Below are 24,960 nucleotides of genomic sequence, written 5' to 3'. Positions count from 1 at the left end.
GCTGGTCGCGGGCGCAGGAGGGGACTAAACGAATTTCGCCAGCGGGTCAGCGGCGGCAAAAGCGACCGCTTTGTCTGCTGCTGGCGGGTAAATCAGTTCGTTGGTGATGGCGACTTTGATCTTTTTGCCTTCCTCGCGCACGGATTTAACGCGCTGTTCCCAGCCCTCGGTGTATACCGCGCCCCAGCCACCTAAATCCAGACAGGTGACGTAGTTCACCTGACGGTAAGGGTACGGCTCCAGATTTAACAGGCTGGCCGCCGCGTTGTGTCCGGCGAATTTCCCAAGCTGGATCGCGTGCTGGCAGGTCATCAGCGCCGTGTTGCCCGCATCGTCCGTTTTGGCGTGCGCCATATCACCCGTCGCGTAAACCTCAGGATGCGCAGGAACCTGCAACGTGTCGTTGACGATCAGCCGACCCTGAGTATCGCGTTCCCCGTCAATTTGCAGGCTGAGGAGGTTAGCTTCTACCCCTGCCGTCCACACTACAGTGGCGCTGGCAATGCGCTCTCCGTTTTTCAGCGTTACGCCGCTGGCATCGATGGCTTCAATTTCACTGTTTAAACGCCATTCAACGCCGAGCACGTTGCTTGCTTCTTCAATTGTGTTACGCAGCGCCTCGCTATAACGCCCGCCGATGGTTGTACCTCTTTCAACTACGATTACTTTAGTCTTTGTATCAGCGCCGAAGCGAGTACGGAGTCGGGCAGGGAGTTCCGTTGCCAGTTCGATGCCGGTAAAGCCGCCGCCACACACGACCACGGTATTACGCTCCGAGGTGGAGGGGCGCGAAACCAGCGAATCAAGATGCTGCTCGAACAAGCTGGCGGAGTCGAGTTGGTCGATATCAAAGGCGTATTCAGCCAGACCGGCAACAGAAGGACGTTTAGTCTGGCTACCGGTTGCGAGGATCAGACGTTCCCAGGCGACGTCAGCAATCGCGCCGTTTGAATCGCGATACAAAACGGTTTTAGACGAGGTATCAATACGTTGTGCTTCGCCCGCAATAAAGGCGATACCCAGCTCAGCAAACAGTTCGGTCAGCGGCGCGACCATCGTCGACACGTTCTCTTCATAAAAGCGTGGGCGAACGCGCAGCTCCGCAACAGGGGCCAGCACGGCAATGCTGAGGCTATTGTTACCCGCCAGAGCAGAAAGGCGCGCGGCGCTGACCGCAGCCCACATACCGGAAAACCCACTACCCACAATTAAAATCTGCTTTTTCATACTCGATCCTTTAGTGCGTCAGGCTGTATGTCTGACATAACTGCCACTATACTTGTCGGAGTTAACTGCGACAACTTCTTTCTGAGTTAAAAATCGTTATAATGCAGCGAACAATGACCCGGAGTGAGCCATGGCGTTTTACAGTTCTGGTGTGGAATATGGCATTCATAGCCTGATGTGTATGGTGGATGCAAAAGGCAATGAACGTGAGATGAGCGTCCGGGAGATGGCGGCCTTGCAGGGCGTGCCGTACGACTATCTTGGAAAAATCTTCACCCGTTTATCACGCGCGGGGCTGGTCATCAGCACCGAAGGCAAAGGGGGAGGCTTCCGGCTGGCGCGTCCGGCCGAGCTGATCAGCGTGCTGGACGTGGCGCATGCCATTGACGGCGAGAAGAATATGTTTGAGTGTCGGGAAGTGCGTCAGCGCCTGGCGGTGTTTGATGAAACGCCACCTGCCTGGGTCTGTGACGGCCCGTGTGGGGTGCGCTCGGTCATGGACAGCGCGCAGCAGCGGATGGAAGAGGAGTTAGGGCGCCATACCATCCTGGATCTGGCGCGGAAGATGTATCGAAAAGCGCCGGACACGTTCCAGATCGAGGTTCAGGAATGGATTTCCGATCGCCGTTCGTCCACGTGAAAAGCCGGGCAGGGCAGAGCCGCTACCCGGCCACCGCGGTTAAGAACGTAAATCAATCACCATACGGCCACGGATCTGGCCCTGTTCCATTTCTTTGAAGATGGCGTTGATATCTTCCAGTGGGCGCATTGTAACTTTCGGTTTCACCTTACCTTCAGCTGCAAACTGGAAGGCTTCGAGCAGATCCTGACGGGTACCCACCAGGGAACCCACTACCTGAATCCCATCGAGGACCAGACGTGGAATATCCAGGCTCATCGCTTCCGGCGGCAGGCCAACAGCCACCACGCGGCCACCGGCGCGAACTGCGTCAACGGCAGAGTTGAAGGCCGCTTTCGCTACCGCCGTCACCACCGCCGCATGCGCACCGCCGGTTTTCTCCTGAATCACTTTTGCCGCATCTTCACTGCGGGAGTTCACGGTTAAGTCTGCGCCCATGCTGGCAGCGAGCTTCAGCTGCTCGTCATTCACGTCAATGGCGATAACCTTCGCATTGAAGACATTTTTGGCGTATTGCAGCGCGAGGTTGCCCAGACCGCCCAGGCCATAGATCGCAATCCACTGGCCGGGTTTGATGTCAGAGACTTTTACCGCTTTGTAGGTGGTGACCCCGGCGCAGGTGATGCTGCTGGCCGCCGCAGAGTCCAGTCCGTCCGGAACTTTAACCGCGTAATCCGCGGTTACGATGCACTCTTCCGCCATGCCGCCGTCAACGGAGTAACCCGCGTTTTTCACGTCACGGCACAGCGTTTCGTTGCCGGTATTACAATATTCGCAGTGGCCACAGCCTTCGAAGAACCACGCCACGCTTGCACGATCGCCTACTTTTAGCGACGTGACGCCAGGACCAATCTCTTTGACGATACCAATCCCTTCGTGGCCGAGGATCACCCCGGTTTTGTCGCCAAAATCGCCATTCTTAACATGGAGATCGGTATGGCAAACGCCACAGCACTCCATCTTCAGCAGCGCTTCACCATGTTTGAGCGCGCGTAAGGTTTTTTCTGTGACATTAACCTGATGATCCTGAGTGACAACAGCAGCCTTCATGTGTTTCTCCTTTCATGATGAGTATCTGCATAGCAGGTCTGATTACCCATTAAGGATTAATACTTTGGCGCTGTAATGCAAGGCAACCGCAACATAATGTCATTATTTGCTGCATTTTCGGATTAAGAAAAGGCTGTACCCCTCATAAATTGGGGTGAAAAACACTGGCCCGGCGACGCCACCGCCGGGCTCAGATTTACAGTTGCGCTTCTATGACCTTAATCTCTTTTCGCCATTGCGCCTGTAACTGCGGTTTTTGGTGTTTTGGCTTACGCGCCAAATCCTCTTCCAGCAGTGTTTCCAGGGCAACCAGGCGTTCGAGCAGATCGTCAGACGCTGAAGAGGGTGCCTTCGATGCGGCCTTCGACGCTTCAGGTACAACCGGACCGGTGTCCTCACGCAGACGCTCAAACACCGCCTCCGCATCGTGCCATTCGCTCAGCCTGCCGTCCTCAATCAGCCAGAAGCGGTTACAGCTCTGGCTAATTAACTGACGATCGTGGCTCACCAGCAGCACTCCGCCTTCAAACTGTTGCAGCGTTTCCGCCAGCGCCTCTTTGCCTTCCATGTCCAGATGATTGGTCGGTTCATCCAGCATCAGCAGGCTATAACGGGCAAGCGTCAGGCCGACGAACAGCAGGCGCGAACGTTCCCCGCCGCTCAGCGTACTGACTTTTTGCCCGTGACGCGCCCACGGGAACCCGGCACTGATGAGCGCCATTTTACGGGTCTGCGGATCTGGCGCGAAAGGCTCCAGCGCATCAAGCAGCGCCGCATCATCTGGCAACTGGTGCAGCGTCTGGTCGTAGTAGCCGGGTGAGACGCGCGGATGACGCTTAAGCCGCTCGTCCGCGATCTCGTCGCGAAAATGTCGCCAGATAAGCTTCAGCAGCGACGATTTTCCGCAGCCGTTACGACCCACAATCGCCACGCGATCGCCGCTCTTCAGCCGCGCGCTGTCGAGAGTAAACAGATCTGGCAGACCCGGCGCCGGGGGGACGCCGAGGTGAGTCATTTCCAGCAGGCGGTCGGCGCGAAGCGCGTCCCCGCGCAGGGTTAAGGTCCACGGGCTTCCCGCCGTCAGTTCCGTCTGGGTCTCTTTCAGGCGTTCGACCTGTTTTTCCATCTGCTTAGCCTTACGGGAGAGATCTTCGTTGTCATAGACCTTGCCCCAGTTCGCGAGACGCCGTGCGCTGGCCGTGACGCGGTCGATCTCTTTTTGCTCTGCCTTATGGCGCAACGCATCGCTTTCGTCTTTTGCATCGAGCGCCAGACGGGCGGCAGTGCAGGGAAGGGCAAAGGCGTGCAGCGTTTTATCGCGCAGGATCCAGCTGCCGTTGGTTACCGCGTCCAGCAGTTGCCTGTCGTGTGAGACCAGCACAAAGCTGCCGGACCAGTTTTGTAGAAACTGCTCCAGCCACAGCAGGGTCGGCAGGTCAAGGTGGTTGCTCGGTTCGTCCAGAAGCAGCAGATCCGGATCGCTTATCAACGCTCGTGCCAGCAGCAACCGCGTATGCTGGCCGCCGCTCAGCGTGGCGGAGGTTAACGCCGTTTCCTGCGTCGTGAAGCCCATTCCGGCCAGCAGCGACTCGGCTTTCCAGCGCAAACTGTCGCGCTCACCGATCGGCAGCTGCGCCAGCACCGCATCCAGCATGGTCAGGGGATAAAGGGCCTCCGGCAGATGTTGTTCCACGCGCGCCAGCAGGCAATGCCCCGCCAGTGAAACGGTTCCGGCAGCAGGGGACTGCGTCCCGTCGAGGATTTTCAGCAGCGTACTTTTTCCGCAGCCGTTATCACCCAGCAGGCCGATGCGATCGCCTTTTTTCAACGTAAAGGAGAGAGAGTCGAAGAGCGTGCCGAACGCCGTATCAACGCGTAAAGAATGTGCAGTGAGTAAAGTGCTCATTGTTGCTTACCCAGGAGTTACAGGCATGTTTATGCCTCGTCAAACATCGCTGACGATAACTCAGTAAGCCCGAGAGAAGGGATTTCAGGGGTTGGTGTCTTCGCTCAAGCGGAAGTTATCGCAGCACGATACCGATAACGCTTGAGCTGGTGCGATCACCAAATGTATGTGAAACATTGAAAATTTCACAGTACAGCATAATTGGCCTCCTTATATATTCAGTAGGTTAATGGATGAAGGGAGTGTAGCGGGGGAAAATGGGTTTGGCTAGTGGGAGGTGCCGTATATTCCCCTCACCCAGCCCTCTCCCCTTTGAGGAGAGGGCTGGGTGAGGGGCAATGCTTAAATAGAAGTACGACGATAGCTACGGTATTCCGGCATCCAGAAGTTATCGTCAATCGCTTGCTGCAACGCATCGGCAGAGGTTTTCACCGCGACGCCTTGCTGCTGCGCCATTTTGCCTACCGCGAAGGCAATTGCGCGGGACACTTTATGAATGTCTTTCAGCTCCGGCAGTACCAGGCCTTCACCGTTATTCACCAGCGGTGAGTGACCTGCCAGCGTTTCGCTCGCGGACATCAGCATTTCGTCGGTGATGCGTGACGCGCCGGAGGCGATAACCCCCAGACCAATACCCGGGAAGATATAGGAGTTATTGCACTGTGCGATGGGATAGAGTTTGTCCTTCCACAGCACCGGATCAAACGGGCTGCCGGTCGCGACCAGTGCCTTACTTTCTGTCCAGGCGATGATATCCTGCGGCGTTGCCTCCACGCGTGAAGTCGGGTTAGACAGCGGCATCACGATAGGGCGTTCGCAGTGCTTGTGCATCTCGCGAATAATCTCTTCCGTGAAGAGGCCGGTCTGCCCGGATACGCCGATCAGAATGTCCGGCTTCACGTTGCGCACCACGTCAAGAAGCGAGAGCACTTCGTTATCCGTATCCCAGTTTTTCAGGTTTTCACGCTTCTGCACCAGTTTGGTCTGGAACGGGAGCAGGTTTGGCATACCGTCGGTCAGCAGGCCAAAACGGTCCACCATAAAGACGCGGGAGCGAGCCAGCTCTTCGCTTAAGCCTTCGCGCTGGGTCTGGGCAATAATTTGCTCGGCGATGCCGCAGCCCGCGGAGCCTGCACCCAGGAAGACAATTTTCTGATAGCTGAGCTGGCTGCCTGCCGCACGGCTCGCGGCAATCAGCGTCCCCACTGTCACTGCCGCAGTGCCCTGAATGTCATCGTTGAACGAGCAGATCTCATCGCGGTAGCGGTTCAGCAGCGGCATGGCGTTTTTCTGCGCGAAGTCTTCGAACTGCAACAGCACGTCCGGCCAGCGGTGCTTCACGGCCTGGATGAAATCATCAACAAACTGATAGTACTCGTCGTCGGTAATGCGCGGGTGACGCCAGCCCATGTACAGCGGATCGTTCAGCAGTTGCTGGTTGTTGGTCCCCACGTCCAGCACCACCGGCAGGGTGTAGGCCGGGCTGATCCCACCGCAGGCGGTATACAGCGAGAGCTTACCGATGGGGATCCCCATCCCACCAATGCCCTGGTCGCCAAGGCCCAGAATACGTTCGCCATCGGTTACCACGATCACCTTGATGTTGTGATTAGGCACGTTTTGCAGAATGTCGTCCATGTTGTGACGGTTCTGATAGGAGATGAACACGCCGCGGGAACGTCGGTAGATCTCTGAGAAGCGTTCACACGCCGCGCCGACGGTTGGGGTGTAAATGACGGGCATCATCTCTTCGAGATGGTTCTGCACCAGGCGGTAGAAGAGGGTTTCGTTCGTGTCCTGGATATTACGCAGGTAGATGTGCTTATCGATTTCGGTTTTAAAGCCCTGATACTGGATCCAGGCGCGTTCCGCCTGTTCTTCAATGGTTTCAACCACTTCAGGCAGCAGACCCAGCAGGTTAAAGCTGCTGCGCTCTTCCATGCTAAAGGCGCTGCCTTTGTTCAGAAGGGGAAACTCCAGTAAAACCGGACCGGCGTAAGGAATATAAAGGGAACGATGTTTTTTCAGTTTGTTGTCCATGTCACTCACTCTTTTTAAGAAGATCCGTCCCTGACACTGCTGTTTGTCATCTTTCTGGCCTGTGCTACGGGGTGCGGTCGGGCGGTATTATAAAGGAGCTAAATATTAATTACCGCAACACATAAACAAAAACACCACCGGGGTAACCGATGGTGTTGTGGATTTCGTACTGGAACTTACTTGCCTGCCTGACGTTTCCTGCCGGTGGCGTGGGTCACTTGCGTTTCGCTCCCCTCTTCAATAACCACTTTGCGCTGGTTAGAGAGTTTATAGTTCAGTCCCAGAATGTGGCGTGCCTGACGGTTCGATTTCATATTAACTCCTCAATCCCGTTGATAGTTTTAAGGACAAGTTTGCTCACGCAAACGAAATGTAACCCCTTAGGTTGCAGATCCAGCTTAGCAGGTTTTTACAAAGGTGCATTTTGCCCGCTAACGACATAGTTGATGGTTTGCTGGTAGATGTCACTGAGGATGTCATTGTCTGTGGCTTCCACCCACCTGGTCAGTTCCATCAAAATGTCATCTTCGGTAACAACACCGTGCTCCGCCTGAAGACCCTGCGCAATCGCGTTAACGAGTTCGGGTTGTGCTGCTGTGGTATGTGCCGGGTAATAAGTAAACATGCTGCCTCCGTGTCGTTGTCTGTTTAATGTTACGGCGTGCAAAATCGTAATTCGCATTCAGATTGGCAAATATTTTCGCCGTTGTGGTTCAGATTCGTCCTGGAAATAAAAATATCATCTCCCGTAGCACAGAAATAAAATTCAGGGTTTCCAGCGGCGTAAATTTGTCGTTTTTTCATAAGGCATGGGCGTTGGCCAGGAAATCAATTCTACAATGCTGCCCCAGGGGGTTTGCCCATAGCAGAAAGCATTACCTTCACCTTGCTCATCCGGAAACGTGAGCGGCTTTGGCGCGGTAAACATCTCCCCGCCAGCAGCGGTGAAAGCGGCTATCGCCTTATCAAAATCATCAACATAAACAGCAAAATGCTGGAGGCCAAAGTCGCTGGCGCGGGCGGGCATTCCCTGTTCAGGGCCATGCATTTCGAAAAGTTCTATGCCGGGTCCGTGGGGCATGACGAGCATGCGAATGGCGTGAATTTTTGTGCCGGGAAATAATTTTAAGGTGTGCTGCTGGGCGGGCTGATCAATATTATCGGTTTGCGCATCGACAGAATGATATAAAACCTGGGCGTCGAAAGCGCGTTCAAAAAATAGGGTGGCTTTTTCAATGTCGGGCACCGTAATACCGATATGGTCGATGCCCCTTACTGACGATGGCATAGTTAACTCCTGCTATAAAAAACTTAAATATAGCAGGAGATAATCAGGCTACTACCACTTCATTTCGCCGGTATTCACTTTGGCACTCAGTTCCAGCGAACTGGCTTCCGCCAGATTCGGCCACTGTTTTTTCATTGTGTTGATGACGCCGGTTGACGCTTTATCTGCCGTGAGGGCCTGTTCAAACTGCTGTAGATAGCGACGGGTAAAGTCGATAGCGCCGGTACCCGCTGGCGGTGTCCCCAGGTAGTGGCCCGGAATAACGTGTTCGGGCTTAAGGGCTGCCATGCTATCCAGCGTCTGCTGCCACTGTTTGCGGCTTTCCGGCGTTTGGGTATCTGCCGTCCAGACGTGAATGCCCCATGAGACGCCCGTGCCGCCGAGGATGGTTTTTGCGGATGGGATCCAGACATACGCCGCATAGCTCTCAGGCTCTTCAATATTCACTCTCTCACCGTCAATCATAAAGGTGGTTGAGGCAAGCACTTGCGGCACGTAGAGCTGCGTCGGCGCGCCGTCTTTCATCTGTGGTCCCCAGAAGGCGAGCTTCGCGTCTTTTGTGGCCTTTTTCATCTGTGGCCCCCAGAAGGCGAGCTTCGCGTCTTTTGTGGCCTTGATATGGTCCACCACCTGTTGCGTGGCGACAACTTTGGCATTAGGGAAGGCTTTCACCAGCGGTTGCAGGCCGAAATAGAAATCCGGATCGCCGGAAGTGATCACGATTTTGTTCAGCGTTTTACCGCTGTGGCGAATTTTTTCTACCAGCGCTTCGCCATCTTTCACGCTGAACTGGGCGTCAAACAGTACCGCCTCTTTCGGGCCAGACACCAGGGTGGAAGAAACGGCAAAAATGCCTTTTTCCTGCGGGTTGTACGTATCAACGGTCAACGGCGCGGCAAAGACGGCCGGAGTGAAAAGGGTTGTCAGCAAAGCAAGGCGGGCGATGGTCATGGTCATGTCTCTGTTCTTCAGGAAAGTCTCTATTGTACGGATCTCTTCATTTGCCAGAATTCCTGAAACAGGAGATGCTTAGTTTCATAAATCGAGCAAATGGAGGTCAAAATGGATCGCGTTATTGCCGCCCAGGTGTACAACCGCATCTGTGAGCTGGGGAGTTTAAGCGCGGCGGCGCGGGCGCTGGGGATCTCCCGTCCGATGGTGAGCCGTTATCTGGAGCAGATGGAGAAGTGGGCCGGGGCGCGGCTGGTGAACCGCTCCACCCGCAAGCTGACGCTGACGGCGGCGGGAGAGAAGGTCCTGCAAAAGACGCGAACGCTCTCGCAAATTTCTCAGGAAATTGAAGATCAGTCAGTGAAGGATTTACCCTCAGGCACGCTTCGCGTCGCCTGCGCGCATTTTACCGCGATGCAGATTATCGCTCCGGTGCTGCCCGATCTGTTGCAGCGTTACCCTCAGCTGCGCATTGAGCTGGATGTTAACAACCATCCGGTAAGCCTGGTGGGCGAGCGAATTGACGTGGCGATCCGCATCACCGATAACCCCGAACCGGGCATGATCGCCCGCCGACTGGGAGAGTGTCGGTCCGTACTTTGCGCTTCGCCGCACTACCTTGCCAGCCGGGGCGTTCCAGAGCAGCTGGAGGACTTAGCACGGCACAACTGCCTGCATTACAGCTTTTTTGCCGGTCAGTCGTGGCGTTTTTTGACGCCCGAAGGGGAGCCGATCACGACGGCGGTCAGCGGCAATCTCAGCGCCAGCATCTCGTCACTGCTGATGGAGGCGGCGATAAACCACTGTGGTATTGCCATGCTGCCCGAGCGCGAGGCCGACGCGGCGCTAAGGCAGGGCAGCCTGGTGCCGGTGCTCAGCGCCTTTACGCCAAAACCAATCGGTATTTTTGGTATTTATCAGTCGCGAGACTATCAGCCTGCGGCGCAGCGTGTGTTCCTCGACGCGCTGGCAAACCACCTTGCCACGCGCTCGGACTAATCTGTCTTCCCTGCAAAATGGATTATGCGTCCTATACTTATCCCTTTGTAAGCCAAAAGGAGAGCAAGAATGACGATTCATAAGCACGGTTCAGCACACTGGTCTGGCGACATCAAACGCGGCAAAGGGACGGTCTCAACAGAAAGTGGCGTCCTTAACCAGCAACCTTACGGCTTTAACACCCGCTTCGAGGGCGAAAAAGGGACCAACCCGGAAGAGCTGATTGGCGCAGCGCACGCGGCCTGTTTCTCTATGGCCCTGTCGCTAATGTTGGGCGAAGCGGGTTATACCGCCGATTCCATCGATACCACGGCGGATGTCTCGCTGGATAAAACCGACAGTGGTTTTGCCATCAGCAAAGTGGCGCTGCAAAGCAAGGTGACGGTACCGGGTATCGATCCGCAGCAGTTCGACGGCATTATTCAGAAAGCGAAGGCGGGTTGTCCGGTGTCGCAGCTGTTGAAAGCCGAAATTACGCTGGATTACAAACTGAACTGATATCTGGCCGGGCAAATGCCCGGCTAACCTTTCACCGCCGCAGGGAAGACCTCGGCAAGCCACGCAATAAACACTCTCAGGCGATGTGTTAAATGCCGACTCTGTGGATAGACCACGTGAAAAGGATACGCCTTAGGACGCCAGTCGCTCAGGATCTCTACCAGCGCGCCCGTTTCCAGATGCGCTCTCGCAGCATAGCCAAACGTCTGAATAATCCCTAAACCCGCCAGCGCCGCGGCCAGGTGTGCGTTGCTTTCATTGACTCCAAGATGGTGCGGAACGCTGATCTCCAGCGGTTCACCCCGATCGAGGAACCGAAACGGGAATGCGCGTCCGGTAACGGGGGAAAGGTAGCTAATCAGCTTATGGCCGTTGCGCAGCTCCTGCGGATAGGCAGGGATGCCGTGAGTCTTAAGATAGCCCGGCGTCGCGCAGGCTATCATCCGGGCGTCACCGATATGCCGGGCGATAAGCGAAGAGTCATCCAGCGGGCCGCCGCGGATCACACAGTCTACGTTTCCACTGATTAAGTCTACCGGACGATCGGCTACCCCCAGGTTGATGCGCAGGTCCGGGTAGCGCTGAAAAAAATCCGGCAGCAGGGGGATCAACACGTCCCGGGCGGTTGAACCCCCCACGTCGATACGCAAATGGCCTTTAGGCGTGCAGCACGATGCGCGAAAGGCGGTATCAATGTCCTCTATATCAATTAATACCCGCAGCGCTTTCTCGTAGTATTCCATGCCTTCTGCCGTCGTGACCACCCGGCGCGTAGTACGATGCAGCAGCCGTGTTTCCAGGTGCGCTTCAAGTGATTTTACCAGCTTACTCAGCGTAGCTATCGGCATGTTCAGGGAGTCTGCCGCTCGGGTAAAGCTTCCGGATTCAACCACCCGCGTAAAGGCGCGCATTGCCATTAGCTGATCCACACAGATCTCCTCTGATTATTTCCTGCTGTGAAAATTCATTTTCATTTTTGCCCGTTTATCACGAATCCCGCAAGATCTAAAGTCTGCCTGACGCGGGCAAACGCTCCTCTTTTACATCACAACAGAAGGTTATGAGTATGAATACAACGCTTGCAGGAAAAATCGCTCTGGTGACCGGCGGCAGCACCGGTATTGGTCTCGCAACGGCACAGGAGCTGGCGGCGCAGGGAGCGAAGGTCTATATCACCGGACGTCGTCAGGCCGAACTGGATGCCGCGCGGGCAGACATTGGCGCCGCGTCGGTAGCTATCCGCGCGGACGTCTCCAGAATGGCCGATCTGGATGCGGTTTACGCGCAGATTGCTAAAGAAGAGGGACGACTCGATATTCTGTTCGCCAACGCCGGGGGCGGCGACATGCTGCCGCTGGGCGCCATCACCGAGGAGCAGTTTGACCGGATTTTTGCCACCAACGTGCGCGGCGTGCTGTTTACCGTCCAGAAAGCGCTGCCGCTGCTCTCCTCTGGTTCATCCATTATCCTCACCGGATCGACGGTTTCAATTAAGGGGACGGCGAATTTTAGCGTCTACAGCGCCAGTAAAGCCGCCGTGCGGAACTTTGCCCGCTCCTGGGCGCTGGACTTACAGGGCCGCGGGATACGCGTCAACGTCGTCAGCCCTGGCCCCGTGAAAACGCCCGGTCTTGGCGATCTGGTTCCCGAAGAACAGCGTCAGGGATTATACGATGCGCTGGCGGCCCAGGTGCCGCTGGGTCGCCTGGGCGCGCCGGGCGAAGTCGGAAAAGCCGTGGCGTTTCTGGCGTCCGATGCCGCCAGCTTTATAAACGCCACGGAGCTGTTTGTCGATGGCGGGATGGCGCAAATCTAGCGGTTACGCCAGCAGCGTACGCTTCGGTCTCCGGCTGCGGGCTGAAGCGGCTGCGGCCGTTCGCATCCTTCAACTGCCAGCGGGCAGCGGTCGCGGAAGTAGCAGCCATCGGGCAGGCGGCGATTACCGGGGAGATCGGTTTTGCGTAATGCCAGATCTTCGTCCAGCGGTTCTCCGGTACGGGGAACGGAGTCAAGCAGCAGCTGCGTATACGGATGCCGTGGCTTGCCCAGCACCTGGTCCGCCGGACCCAGCTCCACGATCTGCCCCAGATACATTACCGCCACCCGGTCGCTCATGTGCCGGACCACCGAGACGTTGTGCGAGATCAGCACGTAGGTCAGATTTCGCTGCTGTTGCAGGGCAACCAGCAAATTGAGGATCTGCGCCTGGACGGAAATATCCAGCGCGCTGGTGGGTTCATCCAGCACGATGATGTCCGGATCCGAAGAGAGCGCCCGGGCAATAGCGATGCGCTGGCGCTGTCCACCCGAAAACGCATGCGGCAGGCGGTCAAGATATTCCGCCCGAATGCCCACCTGCTGCGCCAGCGTCTCAGCCAGCTGACGACGCTCCCGTTCGCTGCGGCGTTGCTGTATCCACACCGGCTCGGTAATGATGCGCCAGACGGGTAAACGCGGGTCGAGGGACGAGAGCGGGTCCTGAAATACCATCTGCATACCGCCTGCCGCATTCGCGCGCTGACAGGCACCGGTACTCGGTTTGAGCATGCCCATCAGCAGCTGCGCCAGCGTGCTCTTTCCACAGCCGGATTCCCCCACAACGCCCAGCGTTTCGCCGCGATGGATCCGGAGATCCATGCCGTTGAGGGCGTGTACCTGCTCCGTCACGCGCCCCAGCCAGTTTTTGCGCGCAGGAAAATTCACATGCACGCTATCCAGTTCCAGCAGTACCTCAGACATGGCGTCTCTCCTGTTGTGGGTACCAGCAGGCAGCCTGCTGGCCTTCTGCGCCCGTGGAAATTAAGCGCGGCGTTTCGCTGCATTTCGCCCCGGCAGCAAAACAGCGTTCGCGAAAGGCACATCCGCACGGGAGGTGGCTGAGGTTAGGCACCGTGCCGGGAATGGCCGGGAGGATCTCGCGCGGTTCACCATTTTCCGGGGCACACCGCAGCAGGCCAATCGAATAGGGGTGCACAGGATGGTGGATCAAGGTCTGCGTGCTGCCGCTTTCGATCACGCTGCCCGCGTACATAACGTACATCCGGTCACAAAGCTGCGATACCACCGCCATATCGTGACTGATAAACAGCACCGACGTCCCGCTGGCGCGCGCTTTGTGTTTCAGCAGACGCAGCACCTGACGCTGAACGGTCACGTCCAGCGCGGTGGTCGGCTCATCGGCAATGATCAGCTCCGGCTCGCAGGAGAAGGCAAGGGCGATCATCACCCGCTGGCGCATGCCGCCGGAAAGCTCAAACGGATAGCGATCCATCACCTGTGCCGCATCCGGGATTTGCATCTCGCCCAGCAGGGCGATCGCCTTCTGCTGCGCGTCGCGGCGGGAAAGCGACTGATGCTGGCGGATCACCTCCACCATCTGCCTGCCAATCCGGCGCGTGGGGTTGAGCGCCGTCATCGGCTCCTGAAAAATCATCGCCACCCTGGCGCCGCGCCACTGACGAAGCTGTTTTTCCGACGCGTTCAGGACATCTTCACCGAGCAGCGTGACCCGTCCATGGTGAATATGGTAACTGCCTTCCGGCAGCAGGCGCATCGCCAGCATCGCGGTAACCGATTTTCCCGAGCCGGATTCGCCCACCACGCCGACAATTTCACCCCGGCCAATCTCCAGCGAAACGTGGTTGAGCGCGTGGACGTCACCGCGAAAAATGGGGAAGCTCAGGTGCAAATCTTCAATTGATAATACGGAATCACTCATGACTGCTTCCCTCCTGATTTGGGATCCAGCAGGTCGCGAAGACCATCGCCAAACAGATTAAACCCAACTGCCGTGATCAGAATTGCCGCCCCCGGAAACGCGCAGTACCACCACTGGTCAAGCACGTAGTTACGCCCCACGGCCACCATCGCGCCCCATTCGGCGGTGGGTTGCTGCGCGCCTAATCCAATAAAGCCCAGCGTGGCGGCCATCAGAATGGCGCTGCCGATATCCAGCGACGCCTGTACGATCAGCGGCGGCAGGGCGTTACGCAGGATATGCCAGCTGATCAGGTGCCAGCGCGACGCGCCAAAGGTGCGGGCGGCCTGCACGTAGGTGAACTGGCGCACAACCAGCGTTTGCCCGCGTGCCAGCCGCACGTAAAACGGAATGCGTACAATCGCAATCGCCAGCATCGCGTTAAACAGGCTTGGGCCGAGCGCGGCGGCCAGCGCCATCGTCAGCACCAGCGAGGGGATGGAGAGCATAATGTCCATGATACGCATAATGATGGCGTCGCCGCGTCCGCCGAGTACGCCGGACAAACAGCCGAGCAGAGAACCGATGCCGCCCGCAATCACCACCACCGCCAGCCCCGCCGTGATGGACTGCTGGCTGCCCACCAGCACGCGGCTGAACAGATCCCGGCCCACCTCATCGGTGCCAAACCAGTGCTGGGCTGAAGGCGCCTGCAATCGCGCGGTCAGATCCAGCGCGTTCGGATCGTGCGGGACTATCCACGGCGAGACCACCATCATCAGCAGCATCACGATCATAATCACCCCGCCGATCAGCGTGAGCGGGCTTTTGCGTAACATCCAGAACAGCTTTGCCCAGTTGATGCGCTGTTTGGCGGTGCTGACGGGGACGGGCGTTTCCTGAGTTAACATCATTCGGCACCTCCGCGCCCGATTCGCGGGTCGATCCACAGATACAGCAGATCCACCACCAGATTGACGAAGACATAGGCCAGCGATACCACGACCGCGAAGCCCATGACGGCAGGGAAGTCCAGCGCCTGAATGGAGGTCACCACCCAGGCTCCCATTCCCGGCCAGGCAAACACGGTTTCGGTAAGGACTGCCCCATACAGCAGATCGCCCAGCGCCAGCCCGAGCACGGTAATGGAGGGGATCATGGCGTTGGGTAAGGCGTAGCGCAGCACGATGTACCAGCCCGGCAACCCGCTCGCGCGGGCGGTACGAATATAATCCTCGCTCAGTTGCTCCAGCATCGCGGAACGCACCTGACGCGCCACAATACCCAGATGCACAAAGGCCAGGGTCAGGGAGGGTAGAATCAGGTGCTGTAGGGCGTTGAAAAACACCTCGCCGTTGCCTTCCAGCAGGGCGTCCAGCAGATAAAAGCCGGTAACGTGGGCAGGCGGATCGAGCCAGTCGTCCAGCCTGCCGCCGCCGGGCAGAATTTGCAGTTGCCCGTAGAACAGAACGATTACCCCCAGTCCCAGCCAGAAGGCAGGCGTCGAGATGCCCGTCATCGCCATCAGTCGCACCAGGTGATCCAGCCAGCGGTTACGGTACACCGCCGATAAAATGCCCAGCGGTACGCCAATCACCAGCGCCAGCAGCAAAGAGCAGAAGGCCAGCTCCAGCGTGGCGGGGAAAAAGGCTTTCAAATCTTCCGCAACGGGGCGACCGGTACGAATGGAGGTGCCCAGATCGCCGTGCGCCAGCGCCTCTACATAGCGGCCAAACTGAATATAGAGCGGTTGATCCAGCCCCAGCTGCTGGCGGATGCCCTGCACGATTTCATCGCTGGCGCGGTCACCGGCCAGCAGGCGGGCCGGATCGCCGGGGATCAGGTGTGAAATAATAAAAGTAATAATACAGACACCGGCCACCACCAGGATTAACCCCCAGCAGCGCTGGCGCACGATGCTCCAGAACGTCATACACTTCCCCCCGGCGTGGGCCGTTACTTACTCATGGTGGCGATGTTAAAGACCTGCTCAAGCATCGGATTAAAGGTGAAGCCTTTGACCTCTTTGTTCATCGCCAGCTGGTAGTTCTTCTGGAACAGATAAACGTAAGCCGCCTCGTCAATCACCACTTTCTGCGCCTGCTGGTAATCTTTGGTGCGTTCCGCCTGATCGGTGGTTTTCAGTGCCGCCTGCAACAATGCATCGACCTCTTTGTTCTCATAGAATGAGCGGTTACCCGGCAGCCCTTTTTTGTCCGATTCGAACCAGTAGTTCATGAACATGTACGGGTCAGCGAAGTCCGGGCTCCAGTTACCAATCGCAATGTCATAATCACCTTTGCCGACGCGGTCGCGCATGGTGGCGTTCGCCAGTTTCTCGAGCTTGACGTTAATCCCCAGCTTGCCCAGGCTCGCCTGCGTGGAGAGGGCGATAGGCTCCCAGTTCGGGTCGTTATCGGAGTAGAGGAACGTCAGGCTGGCCGGTTTATCGTTGACTTTCTCCAGCGCCGCTTTGGCCTTAGCCTCGTCAAAGCTGTACTGCATGGCGTTCGTATCGAAGCCCCACATGCCCTCCGGGATCGGGCCGCGCATCTGCTTGCCGTTCCCGCTGAGAATGCCTTTCACCATCCCCTGATAATCGGTGGCCCAGGAGACCGCGCGGCGCAAATCCACCTGATTCATCGGAGGCTTACTGTTGTTCAGATAGAGGTAGGTCACCCGCAGGGACGGGTATTCCGCCACGGCCACTTTGCCTTCCTGCTTCAGAGCGGCAAGCTGATCCACCGGCAGGGCGTCGGCGATATCCAGATCGCCACGGGAAAGTTGCAGGCGACGCGAGGCGCTTTCACCGATAATCTTCACCGAGACGCGCTTGAAGTGCGGCTTTTCACCCGGCCAGTGTGGGTTGGGCACCATCACCAGCTGCTGACCTTTCCGCCAGCTTTTCAGCATAAACGGTCCGGAACCCGCGGTGTTTTGCGCCAGGAAACCGCGCGCGTCGTCGGCGGCATTGGCTTTCAGGACCGCCGGGTTGACGATCGACGCGCCGTCATTGGCCAGCGTGTAGAGGAACGGGGCGAACGGCTGGCTGAGGGTGAATTTCACCGTATGCTCATCCACCGCGTCCACTTTCAAATCTTTCGGGAACGCTTCGGAAGGTCCCTGATTAATTTTCAGCAGACGTTCAAACGACAGCTTGACCGCTTCGGCGGTCACCGGCGTGCCGTCCGAAAATTTTGCATTATCTGCCAGGGTGAACGTCCACTCTTTCTGGTCGTCAGACGCCTTCCAGCCCGTCGACAGATCGCCTTCCACCTCCGTGGTGCCAGGCTTGTATTTCACCAGACGCTGGTACGAGGGGTAGGTCACCGTCCAGTCGTTGTTATCGATAGTGACCGCCGGATCCAGCGTTTGCGGATCGGCAGCTTTCCCAATCACCAGCATATCTTTTGGCACCGCCGCCAGCGCGAGAGGGGCGCTCAGGGCGAGCGTAGCGGCAATCAGGGTTGTAAGCAGCGTAGTTTTCATGGCCGGGCTCCAGAATTAGAGTGAGTGTGTGGTCGGATAACAGGCGAACTGGTCATCTAACAGCGGGTAGCTGGCGGCGTTCGGCAGTTCGAAATGCCACCACTCGCTGCTGATGCCCACAAAACCGCCGCCGTACATCACGGCGTTCAGGAGCAGACGATTTCGCTGCGCCTCGGGCGGAACGGAAGGGTGCCAGGCATGAGAACGGTCGTCCATTTCGTCAAACCCGGCGCCCATATCCAGCACGTTGTCGTGTTCATCCATCAGCGTGACGTCAATGGCGGTGCCCCGGCTGTGGTTAGAGCCAATTGCGACATCCACCACGTATTCCGGATTGGGGCAGGCATCCCAGAGTTGCGCCTGCGCCTGCTGGGGGCGGTAGGCGTCGTAAACCACCAGCTTCAGACCGGCCAGCGCGGCGATGCTGATCGCTTTCGCCAGCGCGGTGGCGGCATCCGTATGCAACAGGCACGCGGCGTGCTGGTAGATCGGGCGGCCAGTGATGTTATCGGCGGTCGCGTATTTCAGATCGATATGCAGCGTGGGAAAGGTTTTCGCCACATCAATCAGTTGACTCTCTTCAGGCATAGCTCCGCTCCTTTAGCGTTCAAATTGACCAAACTCTTGTTGTAGTTGTCGGTTGATTGCCAGACGTTCCGGCAGCGCATCGCCCAGCGCCTCGACAACGCCCGACAGCAGCAGGTTGAAGAGACAGCTCACCGGCGCCAGCGAATCCCAGAAATGGCCGGTATCGGTCTTCACCTGGAGTAAATCAATCGGATAATCCCGCGCCCACGGGCACCAGATATCGGTGATCAGCGCCATCGCCAGGCCTTTTTCGCTCGCCACGCGGCAGTACTGGCGGGCAATGGCGGAGTAGACGCGGGTATCCGTCAGCACGATATACGGGTTCGCAAAGCCGGAGTTAAGCGACTCCACCCAGCTACCGGAGAGCCCTTCGGAATAGCTCACCCGCGGGCGCAGGTACTCCAGATGGCTGAAGAACGCATTGGCGATCCCGCGCGTGGACTGGATCCCCAGCACGAAGACGGCGTCGGCATGGGTAAGTTGCTGGACCACCTGCCTGAACGTTTCGCTTTGCGCCAGCTGGTAGACATGGGCAATGGCGTCCACCTCCAGCGACAGGGAGTGCTGAAGGCGATCCGACAGCGGCTGTTGCTGCTTCCAGGAGTCGAGACGCTCGTTAATGCCCCAGGGCTGGTGGGGATCGCGCAGGCTTTTTTTGGCGTCGTCCAGGTTGCGATAGCCCAGCTTGCGCAGAAAACGTCCGACGGTGATCCCGCTGGTGGCCGTGGCCAGCGCCACGCTCTCTGCCGTTTCAAAGGGGATCTGCCCGACGTGCGCCAGCATCCAGCTTGCCACCCGCTTTTCGCTCGGGGTGAGCTGGCTAAAGGTCGCTTCGATACGGCTCAACACCTCAGGTTTGGTCGTCATACCGCCTCGCTGTTAACTGGCTGTCAAAGTCCGGGTTTCTGTTACCGGATTAACAATGCAGGACGCGTGCCATGTTCACATTGCGGCGAAAACGCGCTGTGCAGCAAAGTTAATGCAATATTTGTTTAACAGATGCTCAACATTTGTGCAGCGTAGTTCACTTTTGGTGCAGTGTCCGGCCTGAGCGGTATCTATTTGGTGAATACGTCAGCCTCTTCACATTTTTTGGTAAGATAAACGCTCTGTGGATAAGGGAGGGAGCCTAACATGGCGAATTTGCCCTGGCGGGTCAGCGTGCGCCTGATGGCTCTCGCAAAAAAAATAGCGATGGTCATCGGGATCATTGTGCTCGTGCTGCTGGCGGTGCGGGTTTATCTTTCGCAGCAGGGGCCGGCCCTGCATCACTGGCACACCTGGCGGGCTGACGAAATGTCCGTGCAGGAGATGGATAACGCGACCTTCGCAGCGTATGTCGCGCGGGAAAACGCCATCTTCACCGCTCTCGACGCTGAGGTGACGGCGAAAGTCACCCCCGCAGAGCGCACGCCGCTGAACCGTTATTACCGCCAGAGCCTGGTATGGCCAGGACACTTTTCCCCGGATGCAAACCGGTCGTTCGTGCTGATGCCTGCCGGAAAGCCGCGCGGGGCGGTGGTATTGCTGCACGGTCTGACGGATTCGCCCTACAGCGTCAGGCATCTGGCAGAGAATTATCAAAAGCACGGCTTTGTGGCCGTAGTGCCTCGTTTGCCCGGACACGGCACGGCGCCGGGCGCGCTGACAGACGTTGACTGGGAGGCGTGGCTGGCGGCAACGCGCCTTGCGGTTCGTGAAGCAACACGCCTGACGGGGAACGATCTCCCCCTGCATCTGGTGGGCTACTCCAACGGTGGGGCGCTGGCGATGAAATACGCCCTCGACGCCCTTGATGCGCCTGAACTGCGTAAACCTCAGCAGATCGTGTTGCTCTCCCCGATGATTGGCGTCACGGCGTTTGCGCGCTTTGCCGGATTCGCCGGGCTACCGGCTATGTTACCGGCGTTTGCCAAAGCCGCGTGGCTCAACATTTCGCCGGAATATAATCCTTATAAATACAATTCGTTCCCGGTGAATGCGGCACGTCAGTCCTGGCTACTCACCCAGGCGCTGCATGAGCAGATAAATCGCGATGTTCATGATCACAAACTGGCGCAGCTCTCGCCGATACTTGCTTTCCAGTCGGTCATGGATTCAACGGTCAGTACCCGCGCCGTGGTCAGCGGGCTGTTTGACCAGCTTCCGGCAAACGGCAGCGAACTGGTGGTTTTTGATATCAACCAGGCCGGGAGTTTCCGTCCACTGTTCAGGCCGTCATCGTGGACGGCGGTGGCTGACCTGCTGCCCGAGGCGAAAAGACGTTACAGTGTCACGATTGTGACCAATGCCAGCCCCGACAGGTTTGATATGGTGGCAAAGACAACGCCAGCGGGCAGCACCCGGGAAACGGTGGCGCCGCTGTCAGTGGCGTATCCGCAGGAGGTTTATTCCCTGTCTCATGTTGCCATTCCGTTCCCGCCGGATGACGATCTGTATGGCCGCCATCCTGAGGTGAAAAACCACTACGGTATCAGCCTCGGGACGATAGCCCTGTGGGGAGAAACATCGGTTCTGAGCGTCGGCAAAGATGCGCTGATGCGCGTGACGTCGAATCCGTTCTACGATTATATGCAGACGCGGATCGACAGCCGTATCGGGGAGAATTAAGCCCGACGTGGAATAGATTAGGTCACACCGGGGAACTGTGTTAAACAATACCGTTCAGGCGTATACCCCATACCGGACCCCGTTTCTGTGCTGACAACTCTCATTTATCGAAGCCAGCTGAGCTTAACCTGCACCTCCGCAGCGTTAAGCGCGCTGGTTGAACAGGCCAGGATCCGTAATACGGAGCAGGGCATCTCAGGCATTCTTCTCTCCCGTGGACGTGACGTTCTGCAAATTCTCGAAGGCACGGAACAGAGCGTCGTCGCGCTTTTTAACACCATCCGTGCGGATGACCGGCATACCGGCGTGGTGGAGCTGATGCGCGATTACGGCCCGCGCAGACGTTTCGAAGACGTGGGAATGCTGCTGTTTGACCTGGATGTTCAGACCCCGAAAGCGGTTCTGGCGTCGGTTCTGCATTACAGCAAGCTGGAAAGCTATCTGACTTCTGAGGATCGGGTCTTCAAATTTATTCAGACCTTTATCACCGGCAAAACCGCTATCCCACCCGCTTCGGACTATGAGCCTGATAAATGGACGCTTTCGCGAGAGCGCGCGCCGTTTGGTAAAGGGTTAGGTCTGCTGGCGGGACAGCCCTGCCAGTTTGCGCTGCAACCCATTGTCGAGCCGTCCGAAGGCAAAATCAGTTCTCTCGAAGCGCTTATACGCGGAAACGACGGCGGCAGCCCGGAGCATTTCTTCCGTAGTCTCGATCGTGAACAGATTTACGAAGTCGACCTGCAAACCAAAGCCTGGACCTTTGCGCTGGCGCAAAAGCTCGGCATCGGCAGCCACAAACTGGCGGTGAACCTGCTGCCAATGTCGCTGGTTAACGTGCCGGGCGCGGTAGAGTTCCTGGTAACGCAGATCAAAAAGCACAATCTACAGCCAGAGCAGGTGATCATTGAAGTCACTGAGAACGAGATGATCTCTGGCTTCAACCAGTTTAACAGCGCCATTAAACAGCTGCGCGCGGAAGGGGTTGGGCTGGCGATAGATGATTTTGGTTCCGGCTATGCTGGTCTTTCACTGCTCACCCGGTTTCAGCCGGATAAGCTCAAAATCGACAGAGAGATCGTCAGCGATATCCACCTGAGCGGGCCCAAGCAGGCGATTGTGAAGTCGATAATCAGCTGCTGCACCGATCTGGAGATTACGCTGGTCGCAGAAGGCATTGAGAAGATAGAAGAGTGGTGCTGGCTTGAATCCGCCGGTATTCGCCGCTTCCAGGGCTTTTTGTTCGCCCGCCCGCAGCTCAATGGCGTGGGTGATATTCACTGGCCCCATCGGGTGGGTTAAGCAAATTGTCCCTCGCCATATTTCCCCGACACCCTGCCTGTGCTTAAATAGCTAAACCGGTTTAACATGATTTAGCTAAGAAGGTGATATGGAGACGATCTGGGTACTTGGCGATGCAGTGGTGGATCTGTTGCCCGACGGAGAGGGCAAACTGCTGCAATGTCCTGGCGGCGCACCGGCCAATGTCGCGGTAGGGGTTGCGCGTCTGGGCGGCAGAAGCGCCTTTATAGGCCGGGTGGGCGACGACCCCTTCGGGCGTTTTATGCAAAAAACGCTTGCGGATGAGCAGGTTAATACAGAATGGCTGCGCCTGGACCCGCAGCATCGCACCTCCACGGTGGTGGTGGATCTCGATAACGACGGTGAACGTTCCTTTACCTTTATGGTTCGCCCGAGCGCTGATTTATTCCTCGACTCTGCCGATCTCCCGCCATTCCGCGCCGGGGAGTGGCTGCACGTCTGCTCTATCGCGCTCAGCGCCGAACCCAGCCGTTCCGCGACGTTTCAGGCGATGTCCGCTATCAGACTGGCGGGGGGATTTGTCAGCTTTGACCCCAATATCCGCGCCGATCTCTGGCACGATGAAGTCGAGCTGCGTCAGTGTCTTGAGCGGGCATTAGCCTGTGCAGATGTGGTGAAAATCTCGGTGGAAGAGCTGGCGTTCTTAACCGGAAATGCGCAGGTCCATGAGGGGCTGGCGGCGCTGATGCGCACCTGTCCGGCCAGGCTGGTGCTGGTGACGCAGGGAAAAGAGGGCGTAACCGCCTGGCAGAAAGGCGCGTTGACGCACTATCCTGCATCACCCGTGGAATGCATTGATACCACCGGCGCGGGGGATGCTTTCGTCGCCGGGCTGCTGTTCGGTCTGGCTCGTGATGGCCAGGCCCGTCTTTCAGAGGTCATCACGCTGGCGCAGCGCTGTGGGGCGCTGGCGACAACCGCAAAAGGGGCAATGACCGCGCTGCCTTATCATCACGAACTGTAATTCACCTCTCCAGGCCTCCGGTCGGCGGCCTGAATTGTCGCCTCGATCACACTTACTAAAACGGTTTAGCAAAAAACGTTGCCGATCCAAAATTCAACGGTTTATTATCATCAGCCTAAACCGGTTTAGCAATTTAGCACTTTCTCCGATAGTTATTAGGGATGCGACAAAATGTATAAAAAACGCAGACTTGCCGTGATGATAGGCATGCTGGCCGGGAGTACCTCTGTTTTTGCCCAGACGGATATGACACGTATCGAAGCGCGCCTGGCGGCGCTGGAGCAGCGTTTGCAGGAGGCGGAAACCCGCGCGCAGGTTGCTGAAAAGCGCGCAACGGCAGCGGAACAGAAAACACAGCAGCTGGTGGCTGCGCAGCAGGAAGCGCAGACCTCCACACAGGCGGTGGCGCAACGTACTACGGTGCTGGAAGAAAAAGCCGACCGGACAGGCGGTTTTGAATTTCACGGTTACGCCCGTTCCGGCCTGCTGATGAACGACGCGGCCTCCAGCAGCAAAAGCGGCCCTTATCTGACGCCCGCCGGGGAAACGGGCGGGGCCATCGGGCGACTGGGGAACGAAGCGGATACCTACGTTGAGCTGAATGTTGAGCACAAACAGACGCTGGAGAATGGTGCGACGACGCGCTTTAAGGCGATGCTGGCCGACGGTCAGAAAACCTATAACGACTGGTCGGCAGACAGCAGCGACCTGAACATTCGTCAGGCCTTTGCCGAGCTGGGCAATTTGCCTGACTTTACCGGTGCGCTGAAGGGCAGTACCTTCTGGGCGGGTAAGCGTTTTGACCGCGACAACTTCGACATTCACTGGCTGGATTCCGACGTGGTGTTTCTCGCCGGGACCGGCGGCGGCGTCTACGACGTGAAGTGGAACGATACGCTGCGCAGTAACTTCTCCCTTTATGGCCGTAACTTCGGCAGCGAAGAGGAGATCGACAACAACGTTCAGAACTACATCCTCAGCATGAATCACTTCGCCGGGCCGGTACAGATGATGGTCAGCGGCTTACGGGCAAAAGATAATGACGACCGTAAGGACAGCAACGGCGATCCGATTAAAACCGACGCGGCCAATAACGGGGTACATGCGCTGGTTGGTCTGCATAACGAGAGCTTCTACGGCCTGCGGGAAGGTTCCGCCAAAACGGCGCTGCTTTACGGCCACGGTCTGGGCGCCGAGGTGAAAAGTATTGGTTCAGACGGCGCGCTGCTGTCAGAAGCCGGTACCTGGCGTTTTGCAAGTTACGGTGTCACGCCGCTGGGCGGTGGCTGGCACATTGCGCCTGCCGTGCTGGCGCAAACCAGTAAGGACCGCTACGTGAAGGGCGACAGCTATGAGTGGGTCACGCTCAATACGCGTCTGATCAAAGAGGTGACCCAGAATTTCGCCCTCGCGTTCGAAGGCAGCTATCAGTACATGGATTTAAGCCCGGAAGGCTACAAGGATCGCAATGCGGTTAACGGTAGCTTCTACAAGCTGACCTTCGCCCCGACGTTAAAGGCGGGCAAAATTGGCGATTTCTTCAGCCGTCCGGAGCTGCGCCTGTTCGCCACCTGGATGGACTGGAGCAGCAAGCTGGATAACTACGCCAGCGATGACGCCTTTGGCAGCAGCGGCTTCAACGCGGGCGGGGAATGGAACTTTGGGGTGCAGATGGAAACCTGGTTTTAACCCT

The 24,960-nt window shown here is 57.4% G+C and carries 24 protein-coding genes; 8 read left to right on the top strand and 16 right to left on the bottom strand.

Annotated elements, in window-relative coordinates; translation table 11 throughout:
* Positions 1–24: 24 nt before the first annotated feature.
* Positions 25–1,227 (bottom strand): NAD(P)/FAD-dependent oxidoreductase, encoded by a 1,203-nt coding sequence (locus tag SK50_RS13830; RefSeq protein WP_048229557.1) that lies wholly within the window; start codon positions 1,225–1,227, stop codon positions 25–27.
* 130 nt (positions 1,228–1,357) lie between these two features.
* Between SK50_RS13830 and SK50_RS13825 the strand changes: the two genes are divergently transcribed.
* The gene (locus tag SK50_RS13825) at positions 1,358–1,867 is read left to right on the top strand and encodes an RrF2 family transcriptional regulator (protein ID WP_015570482.1); all 510 of its coding nucleotides are present in this window, start codon (positions 1,358–1,360) and stop codon (positions 1,865–1,867) included.
* A 39-nt stretch (positions 1,868–1,906) separates the two neighbouring features.
* Here the strand turns inward: SK50_RS13825 and adhP are convergent, their stop codons facing one another.
* From adhP to SK50_RS13790, 7 genes are all read right to left on the bottom strand, one after another.
* Positions 1,907–2,917: an alcohol dehydrogenase AdhP gene (gene adhP / locus SK50_RS13820; RefSeq protein ID WP_006810706.1), complete on the bottom strand. Its 1,011-nt coding sequence runs from the start codon at positions 2,915–2,917 to the stop codon at positions 1,907–1,909.
* Between the two features lie 196 nt (positions 2,918–3,113).
* Positions 3,114–4,823 carry an ABC-F family ATP-binding cassette domain-containing protein gene (locus tag SK50_RS13815; RefSeq protein WP_045345147.1) on the bottom strand — a complete coding sequence of 570 codons (1,710 nt, stop codon included), beginning with the start codon at positions 4,821–4,823 and terminating at the stop codon, positions 3,114–3,116.
* Positions 4,824–5,165: 342 nt separating this feature from the next.
* Positions 5,166–6,863, bottom strand: a complete 1,698-nt coding sequence (locus SK50_RS13810; RefSeq protein WP_045345150.1) for an NAD-dependent malic enzyme — start codon at positions 6,861–6,863, stop codon at positions 5,166–5,168.
* Positions 6,864–7,039: 176 nt separating this feature from the next.
* A complete protein-coding gene (sra, locus tag SK50_RS13805) occupies positions 7,040–7,177 on the bottom strand; it encodes a stationary-phase-induced ribosome-associated protein (RefSeq protein WP_000841561.1) in 138 nt (45 codons plus the stop codon).
* A 95-nt stretch (positions 7,178–7,272) separates the two neighbouring features.
* On the bottom strand, positions 7,273–7,488 hold the full coding sequence (bdm, locus tag SK50_RS13800) for a biofilm-dependent modulation protein (protein WP_015570485.1): 216 nt from the start codon (positions 7,486–7,488) through the stop codon (positions 7,273–7,275).
* Between the two features lie 141 nt (positions 7,489–7,629).
* Positions 7,630–8,151 carry a VOC family protein gene (locus SK50_RS13795; protein ID WP_017693390.1) on the bottom strand — a complete coding sequence of 174 codons (522 nt, stop codon included), beginning with the start codon at positions 8,149–8,151 and terminating at the stop codon, positions 7,630–7,632.
* A 51-nt stretch (positions 8,152–8,202) separates the two neighbouring features.
* The gene (locus tag SK50_RS13790) at positions 8,203–9,102 is read right to left on the bottom strand and encodes an MBL fold metallo-hydrolase (RefSeq protein ID WP_048229981.1); all 900 of its coding nucleotides are present in this window, start codon (positions 9,100–9,102) and stop codon (positions 8,203–8,205) included.
* Positions 9,103–9,213: 111 nt separating this feature from the next.
* Here SK50_RS13790 and SK50_RS13785 point away from each other — a divergent pair, with 111 nt between their 5' ends.
* Together SK50_RS13785 and SK50_RS13780 are read left to right on the top strand one after the other, a co-directional pair.
* Positions 9,214–10,101: a LysR family transcriptional regulator gene (locus SK50_RS13785; RefSeq protein ID WP_023303768.1), complete on the top strand. Its 888-nt coding sequence runs from the start codon at positions 9,214–9,216 to the stop codon at positions 10,099–10,101.
* Positions 10,102–10,170: 69 nt separating this feature from the next.
* Positions 10,171–10,599 (top strand): OsmC family protein, encoded by a 429-nt coding sequence (locus SK50_RS13780; protein ID WP_003857069.1) that lies wholly within the window; start codon positions 10,171–10,173, stop codon positions 10,597–10,599.
* A gap of 23 nt (positions 10,600–10,622) precedes the next feature.
* On the opposite strand, the gene SK50_RS13775 is transcribed toward SK50_RS13780, so the two are convergent.
* Positions 10,623–11,528 carry a LysR family transcriptional regulator gene (locus tag SK50_RS13775; protein WP_017693392.1) on the bottom strand — a complete coding sequence of 302 codons (906 nt, stop codon included), beginning with the start codon at positions 11,526–11,528 and terminating at the stop codon, positions 10,623–10,625.
* A 137-nt stretch (positions 11,529–11,665) separates the two neighbouring features.
* On the opposite strand from SK50_RS13775, the gene SK50_RS13770 reads away from it, so the two are divergent.
* Positions 11,666–12,415 carry an SDR family oxidoreductase gene (locus tag SK50_RS13770; protein ID WP_045345151.1) on the top strand — a complete coding sequence of 250 codons (750 nt, stop codon included), beginning with the start codon at positions 11,666–11,668 and terminating at the stop codon, positions 12,413–12,415.
* Here the strand turns inward: SK50_RS13770 and SK50_RS13765 are convergent.
* Genes SK50_RS13765 through SK50_RS13735 form a run of 7 tightly spaced genes read right to left on the bottom strand, consistent with a single transcriptional unit; the run spans position 12,412 to position 19,240 of the window.
* Positions 12,412–13,338, bottom strand: coding sequence for an oligopeptide/dipeptide ABC transporter ATP-binding protein (locus SK50_RS13765; RefSeq protein WP_045345153.1), 927 nt, complete (start codon positions 13,336–13,338; stop codon positions 12,412–12,414). The genes SK50_RS13770 and SK50_RS13765 overlap by 4 nt on opposite strands.
* Positions 13,331–14,317, bottom strand: coding sequence for an ABC transporter ATP-binding protein (locus SK50_RS13760; RefSeq protein ID WP_032669851.1), 987 nt, complete (start codon positions 14,315–14,317; stop codon positions 13,331–13,333). Before SK50_RS13760 ends, SK50_RS13765 begins: the two co-directional genes overlap by 8 nt.
* Entirely contained in the window at positions 14,314–15,210 is an 897-nt protein-coding gene (gene ddpC, locus SK50_RS13755) for a D,D-dipeptide ABC transporter permease (RefSeq protein WP_006810694.1), read from the bottom strand. The genes SK50_RS13760 and ddpC overlap by 4 nt, the downstream gene beginning before the upstream one ends.
* The gene (locus tag SK50_RS13750) at positions 15,207–16,229 is read right to left on the bottom strand and encodes an ABC transporter permease (protein WP_003857077.1); all 1,023 of its coding nucleotides are present in this window, start codon (positions 16,227–16,229) and stop codon (positions 15,207–15,209) included. Before SK50_RS13750 ends, ddpC begins: the two co-directional genes overlap by 4 nt.
* Before the next feature lie 23 nt (positions 16,230–16,252).
* Entirely contained in the window at positions 16,253–17,785 is a 1,533-nt protein-coding gene (locus tag SK50_RS13745) for an ABC transporter substrate-binding protein (protein WP_015570494.1), read from the bottom strand.
* 15 nt (positions 17,786–17,800) lie between these two features.
* Entirely contained in the window at positions 17,801–18,373 is a 573-nt protein-coding gene (ddpX, locus tag SK50_RS13740) for a D-alanyl-D-alanine dipeptidase (protein WP_045345154.1), read from the bottom strand.
* Between the two features lie 12 nt (positions 18,374–18,385).
* Positions 18,386–19,240, bottom strand: coding sequence for a MurR/RpiR family transcriptional regulator (locus SK50_RS13735; protein ID WP_048229555.1), 855 nt, complete (start codon positions 19,238–19,240; stop codon positions 18,386–18,388).
* Positions 19,241–19,507: 267 nt separating this feature from the next.
* Between SK50_RS13735 and SK50_RS13730 the strand changes: the two genes are divergently transcribed.
* The 4 genes from SK50_RS13730 to SK50_RS13715 all read left to right on the top strand — a co-directional run bounded on the left by SK50_RS13730 (position 19,508) and on the right by SK50_RS13715 (position 24,956).
* A complete protein-coding gene (locus tag SK50_RS13730; protein ID WP_045345155.1) occupies positions 19,508–20,983 on the top strand; it encodes an alpha/beta hydrolase in 1,476 nt (491 codons plus the stop codon).
* 87 nt (positions 20,984–21,070) lie between these two features.
* Positions 21,071–22,282 carry a diguanylate phosphodiesterase gene (locus SK50_RS13725; protein WP_048229553.1) on the top strand — a complete coding sequence of 404 codons (1,212 nt, stop codon included), beginning with the start codon at positions 21,071–21,073 and terminating at the stop codon, positions 22,280–22,282.
* Between the two features lie 88 nt (positions 22,283–22,370).
* Positions 22,371–23,267 carry an aminoimidazole riboside kinase gene (locus SK50_RS13720; protein WP_032648360.1) on the top strand — a complete coding sequence of 299 codons (897 nt, stop codon included), beginning with the start codon at positions 22,371–22,373 and terminating at the stop codon, positions 23,265–23,267.
* A gap of 171 nt (positions 23,268–23,438) precedes the next feature.
* On the top strand, positions 23,439–24,956 hold the full coding sequence (locus SK50_RS13715; RefSeq protein WP_045345157.1) for a carbohydrate porin: 1,518 nt from the start codon (positions 23,439–23,441) through the stop codon (positions 24,954–24,956).
* Positions 24,957–24,960: the final 4 nt, after the last annotated feature.

It is taken from the genome of Enterobacter sp. BWH64 (assembly GCF_001037645.1).
GTDB classification, from domain to species: Bacteria; Pseudomonadota; Gammaproteobacteria; order Enterobacterales; family Enterobacteriaceae; genus Enterobacter; species Enterobacter hormaechei_C.
The sequence above is the reverse complement of the archived record's forward strand: the minus strand, read 5'-3'. Positions and strand labels throughout refer to the sequence as shown.